Here is an 18,463-nt window from a genome sequence, read left to right on the forward strand (position 1 = left end):
TTTTCCGACTGTGGCGCAGTGGAGCGGCAGTCCGTATCAGGCGTCCTTTTCTATCTGCCTGCCCGGTCCTTCTGGCCTTCTGCGGGTCCCTTCCTGGCCGCTGTTGACCGGGTCTCGCCTTCCGTCTGGCTTTCCCGGCGCGGCCGGACGGACGCGCAGGCTGACCCGCGTTACGCTCGGGACCGCTCCGGGCGGTTAGCATGGCGGTCATGACGAAAAGTATTTCCGATTTTCAGGATGAACAGGGCCGCGTCACCGGGTGGCCCAGCGACCGCCGCCGCGCGCACCAGCTGGCCATCCTCGACTACCTGACCGGCCTGTTCGAGCCCGGCGTGTCCTACGACCAGGGGCAGATCGAGCAGGTGCTGGCCGACCACAGCACCCTGGAGGACCCCAGCTTCCTGCTGACCGAACTGGTGGACAGCGATTACCTCGCCACAGAGGACGGCATGTACTGGCGTGCCGACGGTCGCCCCGGCGCGCGTGGCTAGAGTCCGCACCCAGTACGTCTGCGGCAGTTGTGGGTACACCAGCGCCAAACCGCTGGGCCGCTGCCCGAACTGCCAGGCATGGAACTCGTTCGAGGAGGAAGTCCCGGCCGCCGCGACCGGCTCGCGCGGAGGCGCGTACGGCGGCGTGGTGGGCGGGAAACTCACGGCGCTGTCCACTGTGGGCCGCCGTGAGGAACCCCGCACGTCCAGCGGCATCCCGGAACTGGACCGCGTGCTGGGCGGCGGTCTGGTGGCCGGGGGCGTCACGTTGATCGGCGGCGAACCCGGCATCGGCAAGAGTACCCTGCTGCTACAGGTCGCGGACCGCGTGGCGAAACTGGGCGGCACCGTGCTGTACGTGGCCGGCGAGGAATCCCTGGAGCAGATCCGGTTGCGCGCCGACCGGCTGGGCGTGGCCCTGGAAGGCGGCGCGGACATTCAACTCACGCGCGATACCCGCGCCGAGCATGTGGCCGCGCTGATGAGCGAGCACAAACCCGCGCTGTGCATCGTGGATTCCATCCAGACCGTGACCGTGGAAGGCGAGGGCGCACCCGGCGGCGTGGCGCAGGTCCGCGACGGCACCGCGCTGCTGACCCGCGCCGCCAAGGAAACCGGCACCGCCACCGTCCTGGTCGGGCACGTGACGAAGGACGGCACGGTCGCCGGTCCGAAAGTCATGGAGCACATCGTGGACACCACCGTGTTCCTGGAGACGGTCGGATCGTTCCGGCTGCTGCGCTCGGTCAAGAACCGCTTCGGGCAGGCCGGTGAACTGGGCGTGTTCGAGATGCGTGGCGAGGGCCTGATCGCCGTCGAGAATCCCTCGGCTGCGTTCCTGGCCGAGCGGCCTCTGGACGTGCCGGGCAGCGTCGTGGCCGCCACCATCGATGGACAGCGGCCCATGCTGCTGGAAGTGCAGGCGCTGGCGAGCAAGACCCCGTACCCGAACGCCCGCCGGGTCGTGGTCGGTCTTGACCCGCGCCGCGTGGACGTGGTACTGGCCGTGCTGGAGCGCCGCCTGGACCTGACGCTGGGTGGCCTGGATGTGTACGTGAACCTCGCGGGCGGCCTGAAAGTCCCCGATCCGGGCCTGGACCTCGCCATTGCCCTGGCGATCTACAGCGCCGTGGTGGGCCGCGCCCTGCCCGGCAACGTGGCCGTGTTCGGCGAGGTCGGACTGGCGGGCGAGGTGCGCTCCACGACCGGCTCGATCCGCCGCGCCGAGGAAGCCCGCCGGGCCGGGTACACCCGCCTGATCGTCCCGCCCGGCCTGGACGGGCACCCAGACGGCGTGAAAAGCGTCGAGGAAGCCGTCGCGCAGGTCTGGCAGGGCCGCGCGGCAGGCAGTCCGGGTGAGGGCAACCGGAAACCCCGCGCGGGGTAGGCGCGTACCGGACGGTATGAACACTGCCGTTCCGGTCGCCCCTGCCGTTTCGCCCATCTGGTTCCGGGCGCTGGTGTGGCTGGTGCCCCTGATGCTCATTCTACCCACCTGGCTCCCGGACGATGTGCAGACCGGGCGACCCCTCCCGCTCGGCGGGAAGATCGCCTTCACCCTGCTGGGCGTGGGGCTGGGGGCGCTGTTCGCGCAGGTTCCGCGCCGACTGGCATACACCCTGACCGACACGGGCCTGCGCGTCAGCCGCTTTTCCGGAACGTTCGAGTGGCCGTACCGGGAACTGCGCGTGCGCCGCACCGACGGCGGGCTGGGCCTGAAGGTGGGCGGTGTGGGCCTGCCCGGCTACTACAGCGGCAACTACACTTTCACCGGCCCCGCCTACCGCAGCGTGCAGGCCATCGCGTCGAACACGCGCGGCGGCCTGATTGTCGAGCGGGGCGGCACACCGTACTACCTGACGCCCGCCGACCCGCGCGCCTTCGCGCAGGCTCTCGCAGCTCGGGGCGTGCCCGTACTCGACTGATCAGTGGTGCCGACCGGTTCAAGCGGCTTTAAGTACACTGCGTTTATCTTGTCGATAAACCGCGCGGAGCGCGGAGCAGAAGGAAAGTACGTTGGAGCGGGAATGGAGAGGTTCCGGTGCTTTCCCGGCATGGCGCCATGTGAGCTTCAACGTACTTAATACCGAGACGCAGCGGCCTGGACGGATGTTCCTGTCATAAGGACCCGAATTGATTCGGTGCAGTCCCGGATCAATCCGAGCGGATGCGAGTAGGACCAGCATCCGGATTGCGCAACATGGAGCCGCAGGCGGCGCTTTTCCGACTGTGGTGGAATGCAGCGGCAGTCCGTATCACTCCAGCATGCCACCAAAATCGCCTTCCCAGGCGTTCAGAATCCGTCCCTCGTGTACCAGCAGCACCGTCGGGTAAGCGCTGAGCTTCAGCTCGCGCGAGAAGCGGGTGGCCGCCTCGCCCTGCCACGCGCTCAGGCCGCCCGGCGCGGGCGAGCTCACGTCCTCGGCGTTCACGGCCCGTACGGGCAGGCCGCTGTCCAGCACCGCCTGCCACAGCGGCCCCAGGTCGCCGCAGTCATGGCTGTACACGACCACCACTTCACGCGCGGCTGGCGCCCATGGGTGGGCGGGCAGCACCTCGCCCAGGCGCACGCGGGCGTCGGCAGACGAGACGCCCAGCGCCAGCAGCAGCGACATGAACGGGGCGCGCCGCAGTCTCATACCGACTCCGGTGCACTGGTGTGCGAAAACCAAAGGATGGGCACAACCGGTTCAGGCGGGGGAGCGGCAACTGCAATCCGGTTCATGACCGTCATCATGCGCCGCCCAGCACGACCGGCGCGTGACGGACCCATGAGAAGGCCCACGGCGAACCGTGGGGCGGACCTTCATGGGAGCTGGTGATCCCCGCGTTACGGCGTGGCGGGCTGCACGGTCCCGGGTGCGGGGGCCGTTTTCGGGTCCGTGCCCGGTTCCAGCGGCGTTTTCGGGGTGGTCACTGATGGAATGCTGACTGGAGCGCCGCCCTGCACCCCTGCGGCCTTCAGCGCGTCCGGGTCGGCCTTCTCGTCTTTCAGCGGGGCGGGCGCGGGGTCCGGCGCGTAGGCGGGCAGGGCATCGATCTCGATGCGGCGCTGCACGATGTTCTCAGGGGGCGTGAACTCGGTCGCCAGTCGGTTGGTGACGCGGTCCAGGCTGACCATCGCGGTGCGCGGGTCGCTGCCGGTCGCCAGGTCCGTCTCGCGGTACTGCACCGGGGCGGGCACGTCGGTCTGAAGGTCGGTGTTCGCCGCGTCCCGGTACTGCGGGTCCAGCATGGCGATCTTGACGCCCGGCAAGACCTGGGGGTCGGGGGCGGCCACGTACTGAATGCCCGGTGGTTCGCTGAACTGACGCACCGGTTGACCGGCGTGCGCGAGTTCCATCATGCGCCGCCAGATCGGGGCGTTCACGTACCCCGAGAAGTAGTACGTGGGCATCTCGCCGCCCTGCTGACGGCCCACCCACACGGACCCGGTGTACAGCGGGGTGGTCCCCACGAACCAGAAGTCCTTGGGCCCGTTACTGGTGCCGGTCTTTCCGGCGACCGGCCACTCGCCGAACTTGGCGCGTTCGGCCAGTCCACCCTGTGCGGCCGTCAGGTCGTTCACGACGCCGCGGATCATGTCCAGGCCCAGCCACGCGATCTGCGGCGTCCAGACCCGGCTGGGCTGCACGGGTTCACTGCTGGCGTCGTACAGGATCTCGCCACGAGCGGTCGTGACCTTGCTCAGGTAGCGGGGCGCGCGGTACAGGCCGCCGTTCACGAAGGGCGCGTACGCGGCCGCCATCTTAATGGGCGTGGTTTCCACGGCGCCCAGCGCAGCGGCCAGTCCGGTTCCGTCGTTCGGAGCGACATCCAGTTCGCGGAGCTTGCTGAAGAACGTCTGCAGGCCGATCCGGTCGGCCAGTCGCACTGTCACGAGGTTCAGCGAACGGTCCAGCGCCTCGCGGATGGTCATGTTCCGGTACGTGGTGGCTCCCTCGAAGTTCTGCGGGGCGTACACGCCATCCTTGCAGCCGACGCACGGGAAGGTGATGGGCCGGTCCTCCTCGCGGTGCGTCTGGTCCAGCCCGGTCGACAGGGCCGTGGTGTACAGCAATGGCTTGATGGTCGAACCGATCTGCCGCTGTCCCTGCGCGGCGTTGTTCCAGTCGGCCGGCGGCTTGCTGCCCTGCAACTTCTGCCCGATCATGCCCAGCACCTCGCCGGTGTAGGGGTTGAGAATCGTGGCGGCCAGGGTCGCGCCGGGCGGCAGGCCGCTCGCCTCGCGGCTGGCGGTCTCCACGGCGTTCTGCGCTTTGGGGTCCAGCGTGGTGTACACGCGCAGGCCGCCGGAACCGTATACCTTCTCGCGCCCGAAACGGCGCACGAGTTCGTTTTCCACCTGCCGCATGAAGTGCGGGGCGCGCACGGTCGTCACGGCCTTCAGTTCCTTTTGCGTGCGGTCTACCAGCTTGGCACTGGTGACGGCCCCAGACGCGTCATACGTGACCTGCCAGCCGCGCGGTTGCAGCTTTTCCTTCCAGGCGGCGTCCATCTGCGCCTGCGTGATCCAGTGGTCCTCGACCATGCGGGTCAGCAGGACGCGCATCAGCGGGCGGGTCGCCTTGTAATCGAAGTACCGTCCGGCCCTGGGGACCAGCACGGTCAGGTACGCGCTCTGCGCCAGGGTCAGGTTCTTCGGCGTGGTCCGGAAGTACGCCTGGGCAGCCGAGTAGATGCCGTACAGTTCGACCGGCCCCCCGTCCCCCCAGTAGATGGCGTTCAGGTAATTCTGAAGAATCTCTTCCTTGGTAAAGAACCGCTCGACCTGCACGCTCAGCATCCATTCCTTGAATTTGCGGTCCGCCGTGCGCGCCTGCTGGTACTCGTCGAGCAGCAGGGTGTTCTTGATGAGCTGGTTGGTCAGGGTGCTGCCGCCCTGCACGCTGTCGCCGCGCGCGGCACGCTGGAACTGCCGCCCCAGACCGTAGGGGTCCAGGCCGTAGTGCTCGAAGAAACGGCGGTCCTCGTTACTGATGAGCGCCGCCATCATGAACGGACTGATCTCGTTCAGGGTGACGATGGTGCGGCTGATCGCCTGATCGCCCACACGCGGAATCAGGCTGCCCAGCGGCGTGTTGTCCCGCGCGAACACCTTCGTTTCGGCTCCCAGCGAGCGGGTCAGGTTGTCCAGCTCGCGGTAGTCCGGCAGTTCACGGGTCCATTTCAGGCCGTAGGTGGCCGCGACGCCCACACCAGCGACCAGGGCCGCCAGCACGAACGAAGTCAGGAATTTAAGGAAACGTCCGAGAAAGATCATGAGGTCACCGGGAGAACGTCAGGGCGCGGCCCTGAGGGGCGTGAGGATCGGCGTCGGCCATGAGTGAAGGCCCGGCCGACAGCCGGACCCGGCCGGAAGAAAAGGGGCTCAACGGCGCCGGGCCTCGATCAGCTGATTCACGCGGCCGCGCAGGTTCTTACCCGACAGGGGCTTGTACACGATGTCGTCCGCACCGACCAGTTTGGCGTGGTCACGCGTCTGATCGTCGTCGAAGCCTGTCAGGAGCAGCACGGGCGTATCGCGCAGCCGCTTGATGCGCTTGACGCGCGAGCAGATCTCGAAACCGTCCATGTGCGGCATCTTCACGTCGAGCAGCATCGCGTCCGGGGTGTGTTCACGCAGATAATCCAGGGCCGTCTTGCCATCAGAAACAGCCACGATATCGTGCCCGTCCGCCGACAGAATGACCTCCAGCATGGTCCGGATGGCCGGTTCGTCGTCTGCGACGAGAATGGTATACGCCATGCGGATCATGATAGTGCAGCGCGCATGAAAAAATTCCACATCAAGCGCCGCTGCCCGGCCGCTGCTCCGTGACCCCCGCTCAGCCCATCTGCGTGCGGCGCAGATCGGCCAGGTGCACGTCGTTGCGTCCCTTCTGTTTCGCGGTGTACATGGCCGCGTCGGCGCGCTCCAGCACCCGCTCCGGGTCCTCGCCCGCATGCGCGGTCGCCACGCCGAAGCAGGCGGTCACGCCACTCACGTTCCCGTGCCGCTGGTGCCGCAGCTCCAGGCGCATGGCGTCCAGCAGCGACCGCACGTGCCGGTCACGCTGCTCGGGCAGGATCAGCAGGAACTCCTCGCCGCCCCAGCGGGCCGCCGCCCCGCCCTGTGGCAGGTGACCCAGCGCCACCTGCGCCACGCCGCGCAGCACCAGATCGCCCGTGGCATGCCCGTGCATGTCGTTGACACGTTTGAAGTGATCCAGGTCGAACAGCACCAGCGTGTACGTCTCACCCTGGCGGGTCAGGGCACTCAGGCGCTCCTCGGCCGCGCGGCGGTTGGCCAGTCCGGTCAGGGTGTCCGTGTAGGCGGCGGTGTGCGACTCCAGCAGCCGCATGCGCTGCACGCCCAGCGTCGCCTGTATGACTGTCATGACCCCGCCTACCAGCAGGAACTGCACGGAGGCGCCCGTCAGGTGCGTGCGCGTCAGCGGGGAAACCGTGAACAGCAGGTGGTAGGTGCAGATCAGCACCGACAGGATCAGGATCGCGGCGGCCAGTCGGGTTGCCTGACGGGGTGGAAACACCAGGAACGCGGCCGCGTACAGCACCGCGAACCAGTAGGTGTTCTCCATCAGCGTCCAGGACGTGCGGGGCATCACGTTGAACTGGTGATTCAGGGCCAGTAGCACGTACGCGGCCGTTCCGGCAAAAGCGCCCGTCACGGCGGTCTGAAGGGTGAGTTGCCCGGCACTCAGCAGCAGTTGCAGGCTCAGCATGATCAGAGACAGCAGCGGGAGTGCCCACACGTCCAGCGGATCGAAGTGGGGAGCCTGCGAGATCAGCGCGGCCCCGCAGGCCAGGCAGGCCAGCCAGACCAGGGTCATGAACATGCGGCCCTGCCCGGCGTGCCAGGAGACCGGTTCGGGCACGGTGGGAGCGGAGCGGCGCAAGAACTTGAACAAGGAAAACCCCAGGCGGTCGGCTTGTGAGCGGGTTCAGGCGCACAACAGCCCGGACAGAGAAGGAGGAAAGTGGACCACGGAAATCGTACGGACTCTGGTTGAATGCTGCGGGTAAGCTTTCAAGCCCGGACGGATTCGGAGACTGGCGGCCCCCAACGAACAGGAACCCAGCAAACAGGAGTGCGGAGGATCTGAGGCGTGGAGCTCACCACCCGGTGTGTTGGCGGGGTGTGAACGCAACAGACGGCAGTCCGTATCGGACCCAGACAGCAGGGGCCGCGTGACCGTGATCTGGCTGGACAGACCTGCTCGGGAGACCTGACGTGAACCCGTCCCGTTCAGCTTACCCGAACGTCTGTGATAAGCGGATACCATTTGTAAGGTCCTACAGATTCCGATTGATCCGGGACAGTTCTGAATCCATCGGAGCGGAAGCGGGTGGGAACAGCAGACGCCCCTTCGCGGTATGGAGCGGAGTCCGTATTGGCTGTTGCAGACGTGTCCACCGGCGTCCGTATCAGGCGGTTCCGGACGGCGGCCGGACCACGTGATGCACCCGGCAGCGCGCCTCGTAACTTTCCTGCGCACCCACCAGCACGACCGGATCGTCGAACCGGGCAGGCTGCCCGCCGATCAGGCGTTGCGAGCGGGTAGCGGGCGCGCCGCACACGGTGCAGATGGCCGTGAGTTTCTCGACGCTCTCGGCGCGGGCCAGCAGTTCGGGTATGAAACCGAAGGGCTCGGCCCGGAAATCCAGGTCCAGGCCCGCCAGGATCACGCGCACGCCCGCATCCGCCAGTTCCAGCACCAGCGGTACCAGCGCCGGGTCCATGAACTGCACCTCGTCAATCCCGATCACGTCCGGCAGGTCCGCGCTGCCCGACGAAAGCAGCGTGCCCTCGCCGCTCAGGTGCGCGCGGATCTCGGCTGCGCCGCGCACCGCCACCGCGCGGACGCTGCGCCCCGCGTGACTGGCCACGGCGGAATCGTGGTACCGGTCGTCCAGGGCGGGTTTGAACACCTGCACGTTCTGCCGCGCGATCACCGAGCGGGTCAGGCGGCGGATCAATTCCTCGCTCTTGCCACTGAACATCGGTCCGACGATGACTTCCAGGTGACCGCCGTGATAGGGGGACTTCAACACGCCCGCGAGCATAGAGCATTGCTGTGAATCCTGCCTGGACAGCGGCTAAGGCGGCCTGTAGGGCAGCAGAACGCCCCCGGACACGGGGGTCGGGGGCGCAGACTGAGCGGGGGGGCTTACTTCCGCTTGGTGCGGTAGCTGTCGCCGAAGCGCTTGTTGAACTTGTCAACGCGGCCTTCGGTGTCCAGGAAGCGCTCCTCGCCGGTCCAGAAGGGGTGCACGCCGCTCCAGACATCCACGTGGATCTCGGGTTTGGTGCTCAGGGTTTCCATGATGACCTTACCCTGGTAGATGATTTTGCAAGGAACGGCTTTCGGGTGAATTTCTTTCTGCATGGGTGCCTCCGCCGCCACGTCTGTCACCACCGACCGGTGGGTGTGCGTAGCGGGCAACCCTGCCAGTGTACACCACCCGCCCCACTTCTGACCAGGGGGGCGGGCGAGGCGGAAGGTCAGGGGAGCAGCGCGCCCAGGTGGTCCACGCATGGCCAGTCCCGCTCCCAGCCGGGCCAGGAGTGCCCCAGCCGCAGCGCGGGGCGCAGCTGCGGCGGAACGCGCAGGCCCCGCGCGCCGATCAGGGCGCCCACCACGCACGCGACCGTGTCGCTGTCGTCGCCCAGCAGCGCGGCCGGTTCCACGCACTCCAGCCAGTCCGCGCCGCGTGCGTGCGCCACGGCCGCTTCCAGGGTGTCCAGAACGAAGCCGCTCTGCGAGGTCACGTGCCCGGTCAGTCCCGCGCGCACCCGCGAGCGCACCTCGCCCCGCGCGGCCCGGTCCCGCTCGCGGAACGCCGCGTGGGCCGCCTGCGAATCCACCCCCAGCACCCCAGCCTCCACCAGCGCCAGGCGTGCATCGAACCCCTCTGTGACGCGCAGGGCCGTGTCCGCCGCCGCCTCGTAGTCACTGCCTGCCAGGGCCTCCATGAAAGCTGTCAGGAACACCGAGGCGTGCACGCAGCGCGGATCGGCGTGCGTGAGGGCCGTCACCACCGCCGACTCGCGCGCCAGCGCCTCTCCGCGGAACCCGGCCAGGAACGGGGCCGCGATTCTCATCAGGCCGCCGTTCCCCGCGCCGTTCAGCCCGCTCTCCTGCCACGCCAGCGCCCCGCCGTCCAGCCGCTCCGGCTGACGCAGGGTGATCTGTAGCGCCCGGCGCGTCAGGCCGCCCACGTCCGGCGGCGCGGCCGCCAGCCAGTCCCGCAGCGCCGACAGCACCGCCGGGTGCGCCACTCCCCCCGGCGCGCCCGCCCCGGCTGCGCGGTACCCCAGCAGGGTCGCGGCCACCATCTGACTGTCATCGGTCGCCTCGCCCGGCGCGAACCCGAACACGCTGCCCGGCTGGTAGCCCCGGATCCGCTCGCCGTACTGCGCGCGAATGGACGCCGGAGACTTGAATTCCGTCGCCGCGCCCAGGGCGTCGGCGGCACACAACGACAGCAGCGTTTCGAACGCGTCATTCATCCGGGCAGCATCACTCATGGCCCGATGGTCGCACGTCCCGGCCCCCCACACCTGCCGGAGCTGTGCCCTACGCCCGCCCGCACCCACTGATCTGGAACGCGCCCCGCATCCCCGCGCGCCCCCGGGACACCCTGCGGCCCTTCCTGCTGGCTCACTGACCTGATCGGCCGTCAGGAAACCGGTGCGCGCCGACAGGGACGCCACATGTGCCGCCGCGCGGCGGCCCCGACCGACCGACCGGCCCGGGCGGCTGTTGCCGAGCGGGTCACGCGCTGAACAAAAGTGACCTCCCGTCAGGCATGATGGGCGCAGCGGAGGACGAATGAGCGCGATTACGCGAACGAACAGCAGAGGCGACACCCCGGACCGAGAAGGCGCCGGCCGTGACGCCCGCACCGAATACGGCCGCGCCGAGCAGAGCCCGGCGCTACCCGCCCACCCCAGCTGGCGCTTCCAGGATTACTTTGAACTGTGGGCCGACTGGCTCGAACGCAACTCGGCCGGACACTGGCAGCCGCACCAGAGCGTCATGCAGCGCACCTTCCGCACCCGTGAAGAAACCCTGCTGCACGCCGAACGGTTCATCACGCGCGGCGACTTCCCCATGGGGCGCGGCAACGCCACCCCTGTCACGCTGCTGCGCAACCGCCGCGAGTCCCTCCTGGCCGCCTTCCGCGAGGCCGAAGGTGACGGCGTCACCCTGATCCGCGAGGTGATCTTTCCGGTCGGCGAGTACGCCCTGAGCCTGAAAGTCACCCGCGAACGCGTGGCCGAACCGGTCCGCACCACCTTCAGCAGCGCCGCCAACCCCCTGCGCAGCCTCGCCGGACAACCCGTGAAACTGACGGTGCTGATCGAACACCCCTACGACGTGCTGGAACGCGCGGTCGGCCACCTGAACCTGGGCGACCGGGCCGCGCAGGTCGGCACGCACACGCAGGAATTTGCGCCCGGCACGGTCGTCACGGGCGTCCCATACCGCCACGCGACCGTCAGCGTCCCGCGCGGCCTGCTGAAAAAACCCCTGCTGTACCGCTACGAAGTCGTGGAACCAGGCCCCGAGGACACCCCGCTGCCCACTGGCACCTGAGCGTCAGGCGCGCAGTTCACCGAGCGACGCCAGTGGCACGGACCCCCGGTACAGCACGTGCGGCACGTCCATCCAGGATCAGCGGCGCGCCGGCTGGAAGGGCATGCAGGCGCGCCAGCGTCCCGGCCGGGGGCACGCTGACGGCCCGCAGCGTCCGGGCGTCCAGGGGCCGCTCGTCGGCCGGGTCATGTTCCGGCTTCACCCCACCCGGCCAGGGCCGGGGCAGATGCACGCAGGCCTGCGCCGGGTCCAGATCAGCCGCGCTCAACGTCCAGAACCGGACAGGCGGCACCTCGCGTCCAGTGGCGCGCACGGCGTCCAGCAGTGGCCCCGGATGCACGGGGGAGAAGAACAGCACGTCGTTCCACAGGCAGTCCAGCCGCCCCACGCGCTCCTGCATCAAGGCCTCGCGGCCCACGTACTTGGCGGCCTCACGGGCATACACGTCCGGGTGAAGCTCCCGCAGGACATTCAGGGGCAGCAGGTGATCGCCGCGCACGTCCCGCACCGCCCGGGGGTACAGCGTGAACGGGCGCAGGGCCGCAGGGTCACTCGATTCCGGCATCGGCCCATCATGCGGCCCACCTGGGCCGTGCGGGACGTGCGCCCTCTGGCAGATGCGCTGATCCCCCCCCGCCCGCCCTATACTGCGGGGGCAGTGACCGGGAAGAGTACCCGCGGAACGCACCCACAGGAAGCCCGCCCCGAGACTGAGAGGGCGGTGCGGGAGGCACCCGGCGAACGTCGCCCGCGAGCAGGTCGGCAGAAATCCCCCGCGCCGGGAGAGAGTAGATCCGCCCGGGTGCGCCCGACACAGCGCGACGAGCGCCCCGCCCACAGCGGGGAAGAGCGGTGGTACCGCGGGACGGTCACGTGACGTCTCGTCCGCAGGAGGCCTGTTCAGCAGAGGCCCGGCGGACGGGACGTTTTCTTGATTCCCGCCGCCTCGTTCCCACCGGAGGTGCTCGTTCGTATGGTCACGTTCTACCCAACCCAGCCAGTTGCCCGCGCCGACGCCGCCGCGCGCGGCCTGCGCGAGAAGGTCGTGTGCTTCGTGGTGCGCGGCGAGGCCAGCCCGGAATTGCTGGTGTTCGATCACGTGCCGGACGACAGCGGCGTGCAACTCCCGGCGGGCGGCGTGGAACCCGGCGAGATGCCAGAGCAGGCCGCCCTGCGTGAACTGCGCGAGGAATCCGGCCTGAATCTCACTGGCCCGGAGTACCTGACCTCATACCTGTGGGAGGCACAACTGCCGCAGCGGTTTACGCGGCAGGTCTGCCACGCGTTCCTGTTCCGCGCCCCTCACGACCTGCCCCACACCTGGGAGTGCGACGCGGACGGCGAGCGGTTCGCGTTCCGCTGGGCCCTGCTGCACGCGCCTGCGCTGGACTGGGAGATGGACGCCGCCCTGCCGTGGGTGTGCGCGGCCCTGCACCCCGCCCCATCGTCTGCCCACGCGGATGGTCCGTAATCTGTCATCCTACCGAATTGACTGCCGACTCGCCCCTGGCCCGCCGCCCCGCTGCCCCACTGCCCCGTTCTGATTGCCCCCGTTTCAAGGAGATCCGCGCATGACTGACCACACACCCGACACCACCCCTGATCTGAACGCCGCCCCGGATCAGACGCCCGAGAACGACGCGGGTACGCTGGCCCGCGCCTTTGATCCGCAGGCCATCGAGCCCGCCTGGGCCGCCAAGTGGCGCAGCGAGCCGTTCCGCGCGGACGCGACGAGCGGCAAACCGCCGTTCACCATCGTGATCCCGCCGCCCAACGTGACGGGAAACCTGCACCTGGGGCACGCGCTGGATAACACCCTGATCGACACGCTGATCCGTTACAAGCGCATGGCGGGGTTCGAGGCGCTGTATCTGCCGGGCATGGATCACGCGGGCATCAGCACGCAGGTGGTCGTGGAGCGGCAACTGCGCGATCAGGGCGTGAGCCGCCACGACCTGGGCCGCGAGGAGTTCCTGAGGCGCGTCTGGGACTGGAAGGCCGAGTCCGGCGGGATGATCCTGAACCAGCTCGCGCGGCTGGGCGTCAGCGCCGACTGGACCCGTGAGCGCTTCACCATGGACGGCGGCCTGAGCCGCGCCGTGCGCCATCAGTTCGTGCGGCTGTACCACGACGGCCTGGCGTACCGGGGCGAGCGGATCGTGAACTGGGACGTGGCGGCGCAGACCACCCTCTCGGAACTCGAAATCGACCGCGAGGTCCGCAAGGGCAAGATGACCACCCTGTCGTACAAGCTGCGTGACTCGCGGGCGGCGGCCAGCAACGGCGAGCCCGGCGAGATTCGCATCGCCACCGTGCGGCCCGAGACGATCTTCGCGGATCAGGCGATTGCCGTTCACCCCGCCGACCCCCGCTTCGCGCATCTGATCGGGCAGGAGGCCCGCATTCCCCTGACCGACCGCTGGGTGCCGATCATTGCCGATGAGGCGGTCGAGATGGAGTTCGGGGTGGGCGCCCTGAAGATCACGCCCGCGCACGACCCCACCGACTTCGAGGTCGGGGAACGCCACGGTCTGGCGCGGCCCAGCGTGATTGACCTGCACGGCAACCTGACCTCCGACGACCTTGTTCCGGGAGCCTTCCGGGGCCTGGAACGCTTCGCGGCGCGCAAGGCCGTCGTCAAGGCCCTGACCGAGAGCGGCGACCTGATCGAACAGAAGGATCACGAGACCGCCATCGGCCTGAGCGAACGCACCAAGGTCCCGGTCGAACCGATCATCAGCGAGCAATGGTACGTGAAGACCAAGCCCTTTGCCGAGCAGGTCCTGACCGGCCTGGAACACGGTGACATGACGCTGGTGCCCGAGCGCTACGGCAAGGTCAACCGCGACTGGCTGGAGAACATCCGCGACTGGAACATCAGCCGCCAGCTGTGGTGGGGCCACCAGATTCCCGCGTGGTACGACGAGCAGGGCAACATCTACGTGCCGGACCCCGCCAATCCCGACCTGGACTGCGACCAGGACCCCCGCTACGCGCACCTGAACCTGCGGCGCGACCCCGACGTGTTCGACACGTGGTTTTCCAGCAACCTCTGGCCGTTCTCCACCCTCGGCTGGCCCGACACGGACAGCGAGGACTTCCGCCGGTTCTACCCGACCCAGGTTCTCGTGACCGGCTACGACATTCTGTTCTTCTGGGTGGCCCGCATGCAGATGGCCGCCTATGGCCTGACCGGGCAGGCCCCGTTCAGCACGGTCATGCTGCACGGCCTGTATCTGGACGCGGCGGGCCAGAAGATGTCCAAAAGCAAAGGCAACGGTATCGACCCGCTCAACCTGTTCGACCAGTACGGCGTGGACGCCAGCCGCTTCGCGTTCGCTTACCTCTCGACCGGCGGGCAGGACATCCGCCACGACCCGCGCCGTTTCGAGCAGGGCCGCCACTTCGCGAACAAACTCTGGAACGCCGCCCGCTTCGCCCTGCTGCGCCTCGGTGAAGCCCTCCCCAACCTGGAAACCAGCGGCGCGGAAGGCGACACCGACCTGATCCGCTACGTGCAGAGCGCCCTGGACGAAACAGTAGGCGAACCCGTCCGCAGCCGCGACGCCCTGGGCATGCTGCGCGCGCGCGCGGACCTGAGTCTCGCGGACCGCTGGATCCTGTCGCGCCTGAACGCCGTGACGGCCGAGGTGAGCACGCAACTGGACGCCTTTGATATCGGCGCGGCCACCCGCACGCTGTACTCGTTCACCTGGGATGAATTCTGCGACTGGTACATCGAGGCCGCCAAACCCGCCCTCGCCGAAGGCAAACTGACCACCCTGGTCACGCTGAAAGCCACGCTGGAGCACATCCTGAAGATGCTGCACCCGATCATGCCGTTCATCACCAGCGAGCTCTACGCCGCGCTCGGCCACCGCCGACAGCTGGCCGTGCACACCTGGCCGGAACCCGACGCCGCCCTGCACGACGCCGAGGCCACCCGCGCCTTCGACGCCCTGCGCGCCGCCGTCGCCGCCGCGCGCAACCTCAAGAACGAACTCGGCATGGCCCCCCAGGAACGCCTGAACATGGCCGTCGAGGGTGACCTTGCCCGCACCGTGCTGGAGAACGCCCGCGTAGTCGAGAGCATCGCCCGCGTGACCCTCACCACCCTGGAAGGCCGCACCCTGAGCGCCGTGGAGCAGGGCGTCACCCTCCGCGCGCCCCTGGAAGGCACCGTGGACATCGCCGACTGGCTGGGCAAGCAGAAAAAACGCCTGACCGAACTGGACAAACAGATCACTCAGGCGCAGAACAAACTCGGAAACGTCGGCTTCGTCGCCCGTGCCCCCGCCGAGGTGATTGAAGAGGAGAAGCGCCGCGTGACCGACTTCGGCGCGCAGAAGGAGCGTCTGGAAGCTGTGCTGGCACAGTTCGAGTAACCCCATGAGAGAAGGCCAGACCCTGAAGTGGGGTCTGGCCTTCCTGCTTGCCGGGAGTCGGCGTGCGCTGTTCCCGCTCTAGGCGCGGCTCCAGGCGGCGGCTTGTGCCAGCGCGTGCACGGCGGCGTCCACGTCCTGCTCGGTGGTGGCGGCCCCGAAGGAGAAGCGCAGGGTGGAGCGGGCGTCGGGTTCGTTCAGGCCCACGGCGCTCAGGACGTGGCTGGGTTGCATGGTCCCGGCGCTGCACGCACTGCCGGCGCTGGCGGCCACGCCCAGCATGTCGAGGTTCATCAGTAGGGCCTCGCCGTCCGTGCCGGGCAGGGTGACGCTGGCGACCTTGGGGCTGCCGTGCGGGGGGTGGTTCAGTCGCAGGTCCGGGATGCTCTGCACGCCCGCCTCGAACCGGGCGCGCAGGGTACTCAGGTGGGCGTGCGTGGCCTCTCTGGTCTGCTCGGCGTGCGTGAGGGCCACGCCGGCCGCGTACACCCCGGCGGTGTCCTGCGTGCCGGGGCGGGTGCCGCCTTCCTGACCGCCGCCGAGGGTGACAGCGTTCAGGTGCGTGCCGCGCTGCACGTACAGGAAGCCCACGCCGCGTGGCCCGCCCCACTTGTGCGCGCTGAACGTGGCGAACGTGACCCCCCAGGCGCCCAGGTCGACCGGCAGGACGCCCGGTGCCTGCACGGCGTCCGTGTGGGAGGGCACGCCCCGCGCGGCGGCCAGCGCGCACAGAGCCGGCGTGTCCTGCACGCACCCCAGTTCGTTGTTGGCGTGGTGAATGGACACCAGCGCCGTGTCATCCCGCAGCGCGTCCGCCAATTCGGCCGGGTCGTACTGCCCGTACCGGTCGGGCGTCAGGAACGTGACCTGCCAGCCCTGCGCGGCCAGGGCGCGTGCCGGGGCCAGAACCGCCGAGTGTTCGGTGGGCGTGGTGATCAGGTGCCCGGGGCGGCCGTGCGCGTCCTGCCACGCGCGGGTGACGCTTAGCAGCACGTGGTTGTCACCCTCGGTGCCGCCGCTGTTAGCGATCAGGGTGCGCGGATCGGTGCGCAGGGCGGCCGCCACGCGGGCACGCCCTTCTTCCAGGCGTTCGCGGGCGGCCTGACCGGCGGCGTGCACGCTGGCCGGGTTGCCGGGCAGCGCCGCCGCCTGCGCGTACGCAGCGAGCGCTTCGGGCGTCATGGGGTGCGTGGCGGCGTAGTCGAGGTAGATCATCAATGGTCAGCGTGTCACGTGGTTCAGGGCGCGACCGTGGCGTAATCCACGCCGTCGCGGCGGATGACGAACACGGCGTTGCCGCGCACCACGGCTGCCTCGGAACTGTTCGCGCGGCGGTTGGCGAGGTTCGCGGCGGCCGTGGGCGGCATGATCTGCCGCTCCCCATCATCGTCACGCACGACCACCGTGTACGTCCCGGGGGGCAGGTCGCCGGGGAACACGTACTCGAAGTTCACCGAACGGGTCTGAGGTTCGGTCGGCACGATCTGCGGCGTGTCGGGCGTGGTCGGCTGGACCGGCTCCGGTGTCGGCGTGCCAGTACCAGTTTCTGTGCCACTACCAGTTTCTGTGCCTATACCAGTTTCCGTGCCCGTACCAGTTTCCGTGCCAGTGCCTGTGTTGGGCGTGTCAGGCACCGCGTCCGGCGTGACGGGAGCCGTATTCTGCGGTGCTTCGGGCTGCTCGGGCGGGGGCGGCACGTACGCGGGCGGGAGCGGGAGGTTCCCGGCCGGGCGGCTGGGGGCGCTGTACCGCGCCGAGGCCACCGCCAGTGTCACGGGGCTGCCCACGTCCACCCGCACGTACGGAGCGGGCGTCTGCTCCAGCACGGTGTTCTCGGGTTGCTCGCTGGGCTGGCGTTCCACGGAGGTCACGACCAGTCCGGCGGCCCGCGCGTGCGCCCGCGCCTGTTCGAAGGTCAGGCCCGTCAGGTTTGGCAGCCACGTTTCCTTGGCGCTGATCCCGGTGCTGATCAGCAGCTGCACCGACTGGCCGCGCTGGGCGCTGGAACCGGCTTCGGGCAACTGCGCGATCACGCGGCCTTTCGGGGTGTTCGAGAGTGTGCCGTCGATCTTCATGACCTTCCCGACCAGCATGGCGCGGTCTTTCAGGGCGTCGCGGGCCTGTCCGAGGTTCATTTCCTCCAGCGCCGGAATCTCGATGGCGGGGGGATTGTTGACGGTCAGGATTACCAGACGCCCGCGCGGCAGGGTGGTGCCGCCCGCCGGGTCCTGCCGGATGATGCTGCCGATGGCGCGCCCACCCGCCTGTCCCTGCGTGTACTCCACCCGGAACCCGGCGCCCGTGAGGCTCCTGGCGGCCACCTTGGCTTCCTGGCCGGTGACGGACACGACCTCGCGCAAAGGGGGGTTCAGGTAGATCTGTACGGCCTGCGCGCCCAGGTACGCCGCGCCGCCCAGCAGCAGCAGTCCCGGAACGAAACTCAGCCACGCGCCGGGTTCGCGGCGGCGGCGCACCCGTCCGGCCTTCAGCGGGGCGAGCGTCTGGGCGTTGCGCGCGGCGATATCCTCGGGGGTGCGCGGCAGCGTGAGGGGTCGCAGGTACGCCACGCTCACCTGATGGTTGTCGGTGACCAGGTCGGCGTCGTCCAGCGCGTAGCCCTGCGCGGCCAGCCTGTCGGCCGTCGCGTTCAGGGCGTCCACGGTCTCCTGGGGGCGAACCTTCTGTTCCAGCAGCGCCGCGAGCGGCTGCCCGGCGACGGGCTTCCAGACTGCGTAGTACGCGCCGGGGCGGGCGACCACGTCCGTCAGTCCGGCGGGTTCCAGGGCGCGCAGCGCGGTGCGGTACGCGTGGAACACCTGCCGGTCGGCGGGAGTCGTCACGGCGAACCATGCGACGTGCCGGGTGACGCCCTCGGCGGCGCGCACCTCGGAGAGGGTCACCATGCCCTGGGTCGAGAGTTCCCGGAGAACCTCGTACTTGCCATCAATGACCTTGACCCTGCCCACCTGACCCGTCATGCGTTGCC

Annotated in this window: 16 protein-coding genes; 6 read left to right on the plus strand and 10 right to left on the minus strand. The window is 68.9% G+C overall.

Annotated elements, in window-relative coordinates:
* Positions 1 to 209 precede the first annotated feature (209 nt).
* From QZ271_RS04905 to QZ271_RS04915, 3 genes are read left to right on the plus strand one after another with little or no spacing between them, the layout of a single operon-like run.
* Positions 210 to 491 (plus strand): DUF2087 domain-containing protein, encoded by a 282-nt coding sequence (locus QZ271_RS04905; protein WP_291429535.1) that lies wholly within the window; start codon positions 210 to 212, stop codon positions 489 to 491.
* A complete protein-coding gene (radA, locus tag QZ271_RS04910; protein WP_291429593.1) occupies positions 484 to 1,878 on the plus strand; it encodes a DNA repair protein RadA in 1,395 nt (464 codons plus the stop codon). The genes QZ271_RS04905 and radA overlap by 8 nt, the downstream gene beginning before the upstream one ends.
* A gap of 16 nt (positions 1,879 to 1,894) precedes the next feature.
* The gene (locus QZ271_RS04915; protein ID WP_291429537.1) at positions 1,895 to 2,416 is read left to right on the plus strand and encodes a PH domain-containing protein; all 522 of its coding nucleotides are present in this window, start codon (positions 1,895 to 1,897) and stop codon (positions 2,414 to 2,416) included.
* 330 nt (positions 2,417 to 2,746) lie between these two features.
* Here QZ271_RS04915 and QZ271_RS04920 read toward each other — a convergent pair whose 3' ends face one another.
* The 7 genes from QZ271_RS04920 to QZ271_RS04950 all read right to left on the minus strand — a co-directional run bounded on the left by QZ271_RS04920 (position 2,747) and on the right by QZ271_RS04950 (position 10,023).
* Positions 2,747 to 3,130, minus strand: a complete 384-nt coding sequence (locus QZ271_RS04920; protein WP_291429539.1) for a penicillin-binding protein — start codon at positions 3,128 to 3,130, stop codon at positions 2,747 to 2,749.
* Positions 3,131 to 3,321: 191 nt separating this feature from the next.
* On the minus strand, positions 3,322 to 5,754 hold the full coding sequence (locus QZ271_RS04925; protein WP_291429542.1) for a transglycosylase domain-containing protein: 2,433 nt from the start codon (positions 5,752 to 5,754) through the stop codon (positions 3,322 to 3,324).
* Positions 5,755 to 5,862: 108 nt separating this feature from the next.
* On the minus strand, positions 5,863 to 6,249 hold the full coding sequence (locus tag QZ271_RS04930) for a response regulator (RefSeq protein WP_291429543.1): 387 nt from the start codon (positions 6,247 to 6,249) through the stop codon (positions 5,863 to 5,865).
* A gap of 70 nt (positions 6,250 to 6,319) precedes the next feature.
* Positions 6,320 to 7,369 carry a diguanylate cyclase gene (locus QZ271_RS04935; RefSeq protein WP_291429544.1) on the minus strand — a complete coding sequence of 350 codons (1,050 nt, stop codon included), beginning with the start codon at positions 7,367 to 7,369 and terminating at the stop codon, positions 6,320 to 6,322.
* A gap of 550 nt (positions 7,370 to 7,919) precedes the next feature.
* The gene (locus QZ271_RS04940) at positions 7,920 to 8,546 is read right to left on the minus strand and encodes a thymidine kinase (protein ID WP_291429547.1); all 627 of its coding nucleotides are present in this window, start codon (positions 8,544 to 8,546) and stop codon (positions 7,920 to 7,922) included.
* Positions 8,547 to 8,662: 116 nt separating this feature from the next.
* A complete protein-coding gene (gene rpmE / locus QZ271_RS04945; RefSeq protein WP_273988816.1) occupies positions 8,663 to 8,881 on the minus strand; it encodes a 50S ribosomal protein L31 in 219 nt (72 codons plus the stop codon).
* Positions 8,882 to 8,997: 116 nt separating this feature from the next.
* The gene (locus QZ271_RS04950) at positions 8,998 to 10,023 is read right to left on the minus strand and encodes an ADP-ribosylglycohydrolase family protein (protein WP_291429551.1); all 1,026 of its coding nucleotides are present in this window, start codon (positions 10,021 to 10,023) and stop codon (positions 8,998 to 9,000) included.
* A 304-nt stretch (positions 10,024 to 10,327) separates the two neighbouring features.
* On the opposite strand from QZ271_RS04950, the gene QZ271_RS04955 reads away from it, so the two are divergent.
* Positions 10,328 to 11,095 carry a hypothetical protein gene (locus tag QZ271_RS04955; protein WP_291429553.1) on the plus strand — a complete coding sequence of 256 codons (768 nt, stop codon included), beginning with the start codon at positions 10,328 to 10,330 and terminating at the stop codon, positions 11,093 to 11,095.
* Positions 11,096 to 11,111: 16 nt separating this feature from the next.
* On the opposite strand, the gene QZ271_RS04960 is transcribed toward QZ271_RS04955, so the two are convergent.
* Positions 11,112 to 11,660, minus strand: a complete 549-nt coding sequence (locus tag QZ271_RS04960) for a hypothetical protein (protein WP_291429554.1) — start codon at positions 11,658 to 11,660, stop codon at positions 11,112 to 11,114.
* A 408-nt stretch (positions 11,661 to 12,068) separates the two neighbouring features.
* On the opposite strand from QZ271_RS04960, the gene QZ271_RS04965 reads away from it, so the two are divergent.
* Positions 12,069 to 12,566 carry an NUDIX domain-containing protein gene (locus QZ271_RS04965; RefSeq protein WP_291429556.1) on the plus strand — a complete coding sequence of 166 codons (498 nt, stop codon included), beginning with the start codon at positions 12,069 to 12,071 and terminating at the stop codon, positions 12,564 to 12,566.
* Between the two features lie 100 nt (positions 12,567 to 12,666).
* Positions 12,667 to 15,480, plus strand: coding sequence for a valine--tRNA ligase (locus tag QZ271_RS04970; RefSeq protein WP_291429558.1), 2,814 nt, complete (start codon positions 12,667 to 12,669; stop codon positions 15,478 to 15,480).
* A 78-nt stretch (positions 15,481 to 15,558) separates the two neighbouring features.
* On the opposite strand, the gene QZ271_RS04975 is transcribed toward QZ271_RS04970, so the two are convergent.
* The gene (locus QZ271_RS04975) at positions 15,559 to 16,692 is read right to left on the minus strand and encodes a cysteine desulfurase family protein (protein ID WP_291429560.1); all 1,134 of its coding nucleotides are present in this window, start codon (positions 16,690 to 16,692) and stop codon (positions 15,559 to 15,561) included.
* Between the two features lie 23 nt (positions 16,693 to 16,715).
* On the minus strand, positions 16,716 to 18,455 hold the full coding sequence (locus tag QZ271_RS04980) for a PASTA domain-containing protein (RefSeq protein WP_291429561.1): 1,740 nt from the start codon (positions 18,453 to 18,455) through the stop codon (positions 16,716 to 16,718).
* Between the last annotated feature and the right edge of the window lie 8 nt (positions 18,456 to 18,463).

Origin of the sequence: Deinococcus sp. (assembly GCF_018260555.1) — a bacterium.
Classification (GTDB): domain Bacteria; phylum Deinococcota; class Deinococci; order Deinococcales; family Deinococcaceae; genus Deinococcus.

What these genes read in the sequence shown, in the direction of transcription:
- QZ271_RS04905 (WP_291429535.1), top strand. Translation starts at nt 210, where the DNA reads ATGACGAAAAGTATTTCCGATTTTCAGGATGAACAGGGCCGCGTCACC.
- QZ271_RS04915 (WP_291429537.1), top strand. Translation starts at nt 1,895, where the DNA reads ATGAACACTGCCGTTCCGGTCGCCCCTGCCGTTTCGCCCATCTGGTTC.
- QZ271_RS04920 (WP_291429539.1), bottom strand. Translation starts at nt 3,130, where the DNA reads ATGAGACTGCGGCGCGCCCCGTTCATGTCGCTGCTGCTGGCGCTGGGC.
- QZ271_RS04925 (WP_291429542.1), bottom strand. Translation starts at nt 5,754, where the DNA reads ATGATCTTTCTCGGACGTTTCCTTAAATTCCTGACTTCGTTCGTGCTG.
- QZ271_RS04930 (WP_291429543.1), bottom strand. Translation starts at nt 6,249, where the DNA reads ATGATCCGCATGGCGTATACCATTCTCGTCGCAGACGACGAACCGGCC.
- rpmE (WP_273988816.1), bottom strand. Translation starts at nt 8,881, where the DNA reads ATGCAGAAAGAAATTCACCCGAAAGCCGTTCCTTGCAAAATCATCTAC.
- QZ271_RS04950 (WP_291429551.1), bottom strand. Translation starts at nt 10,023, where the DNA reads ATGAGTGATGCTGCCCGGATGAATGACGCGTTCGAAACGCTGCTGTCG.
- QZ271_RS04955 (WP_291429553.1), top strand. Translation starts at nt 10,328, where the DNA reads ATGAGCGCGATTACGCGAACGAACAGCAGAGGCGACACCCCGGACCGA.
- QZ271_RS04960 (WP_291429554.1), bottom strand. Translation starts at nt 11,660, where the DNA reads ATGCCGGAATCGAGTGACCCTGCGGCCCTGCGCCCGTTCACGCTGTAC.
- QZ271_RS04965 (WP_291429556.1), top strand. Translation starts at nt 12,069, where the DNA reads ATGGTCACGTTCTACCCAACCCAGCCAGTTGCCCGCGCCGACGCCGCC.
- QZ271_RS04970 (WP_291429558.1), top strand. Translation starts at nt 12,667, where the DNA reads ATGACTGACCACACACCCGACACCACCCCTGATCTGAACGCCGCCCCG.
- QZ271_RS04975 (WP_291429560.1), bottom strand. Translation starts at nt 16,692, where the DNA reads ATGATCTACCTCGACTACGCCGCCACGCACCCCATGACGCCCGAAGCG.
- QZ271_RS04980 (WP_291429561.1), bottom strand. Translation starts at nt 18,455, where the DNA reads ATGACGGGTCAGGTGGGCAGGGTCAAGGTCATTGATGGCAAGTACGAG.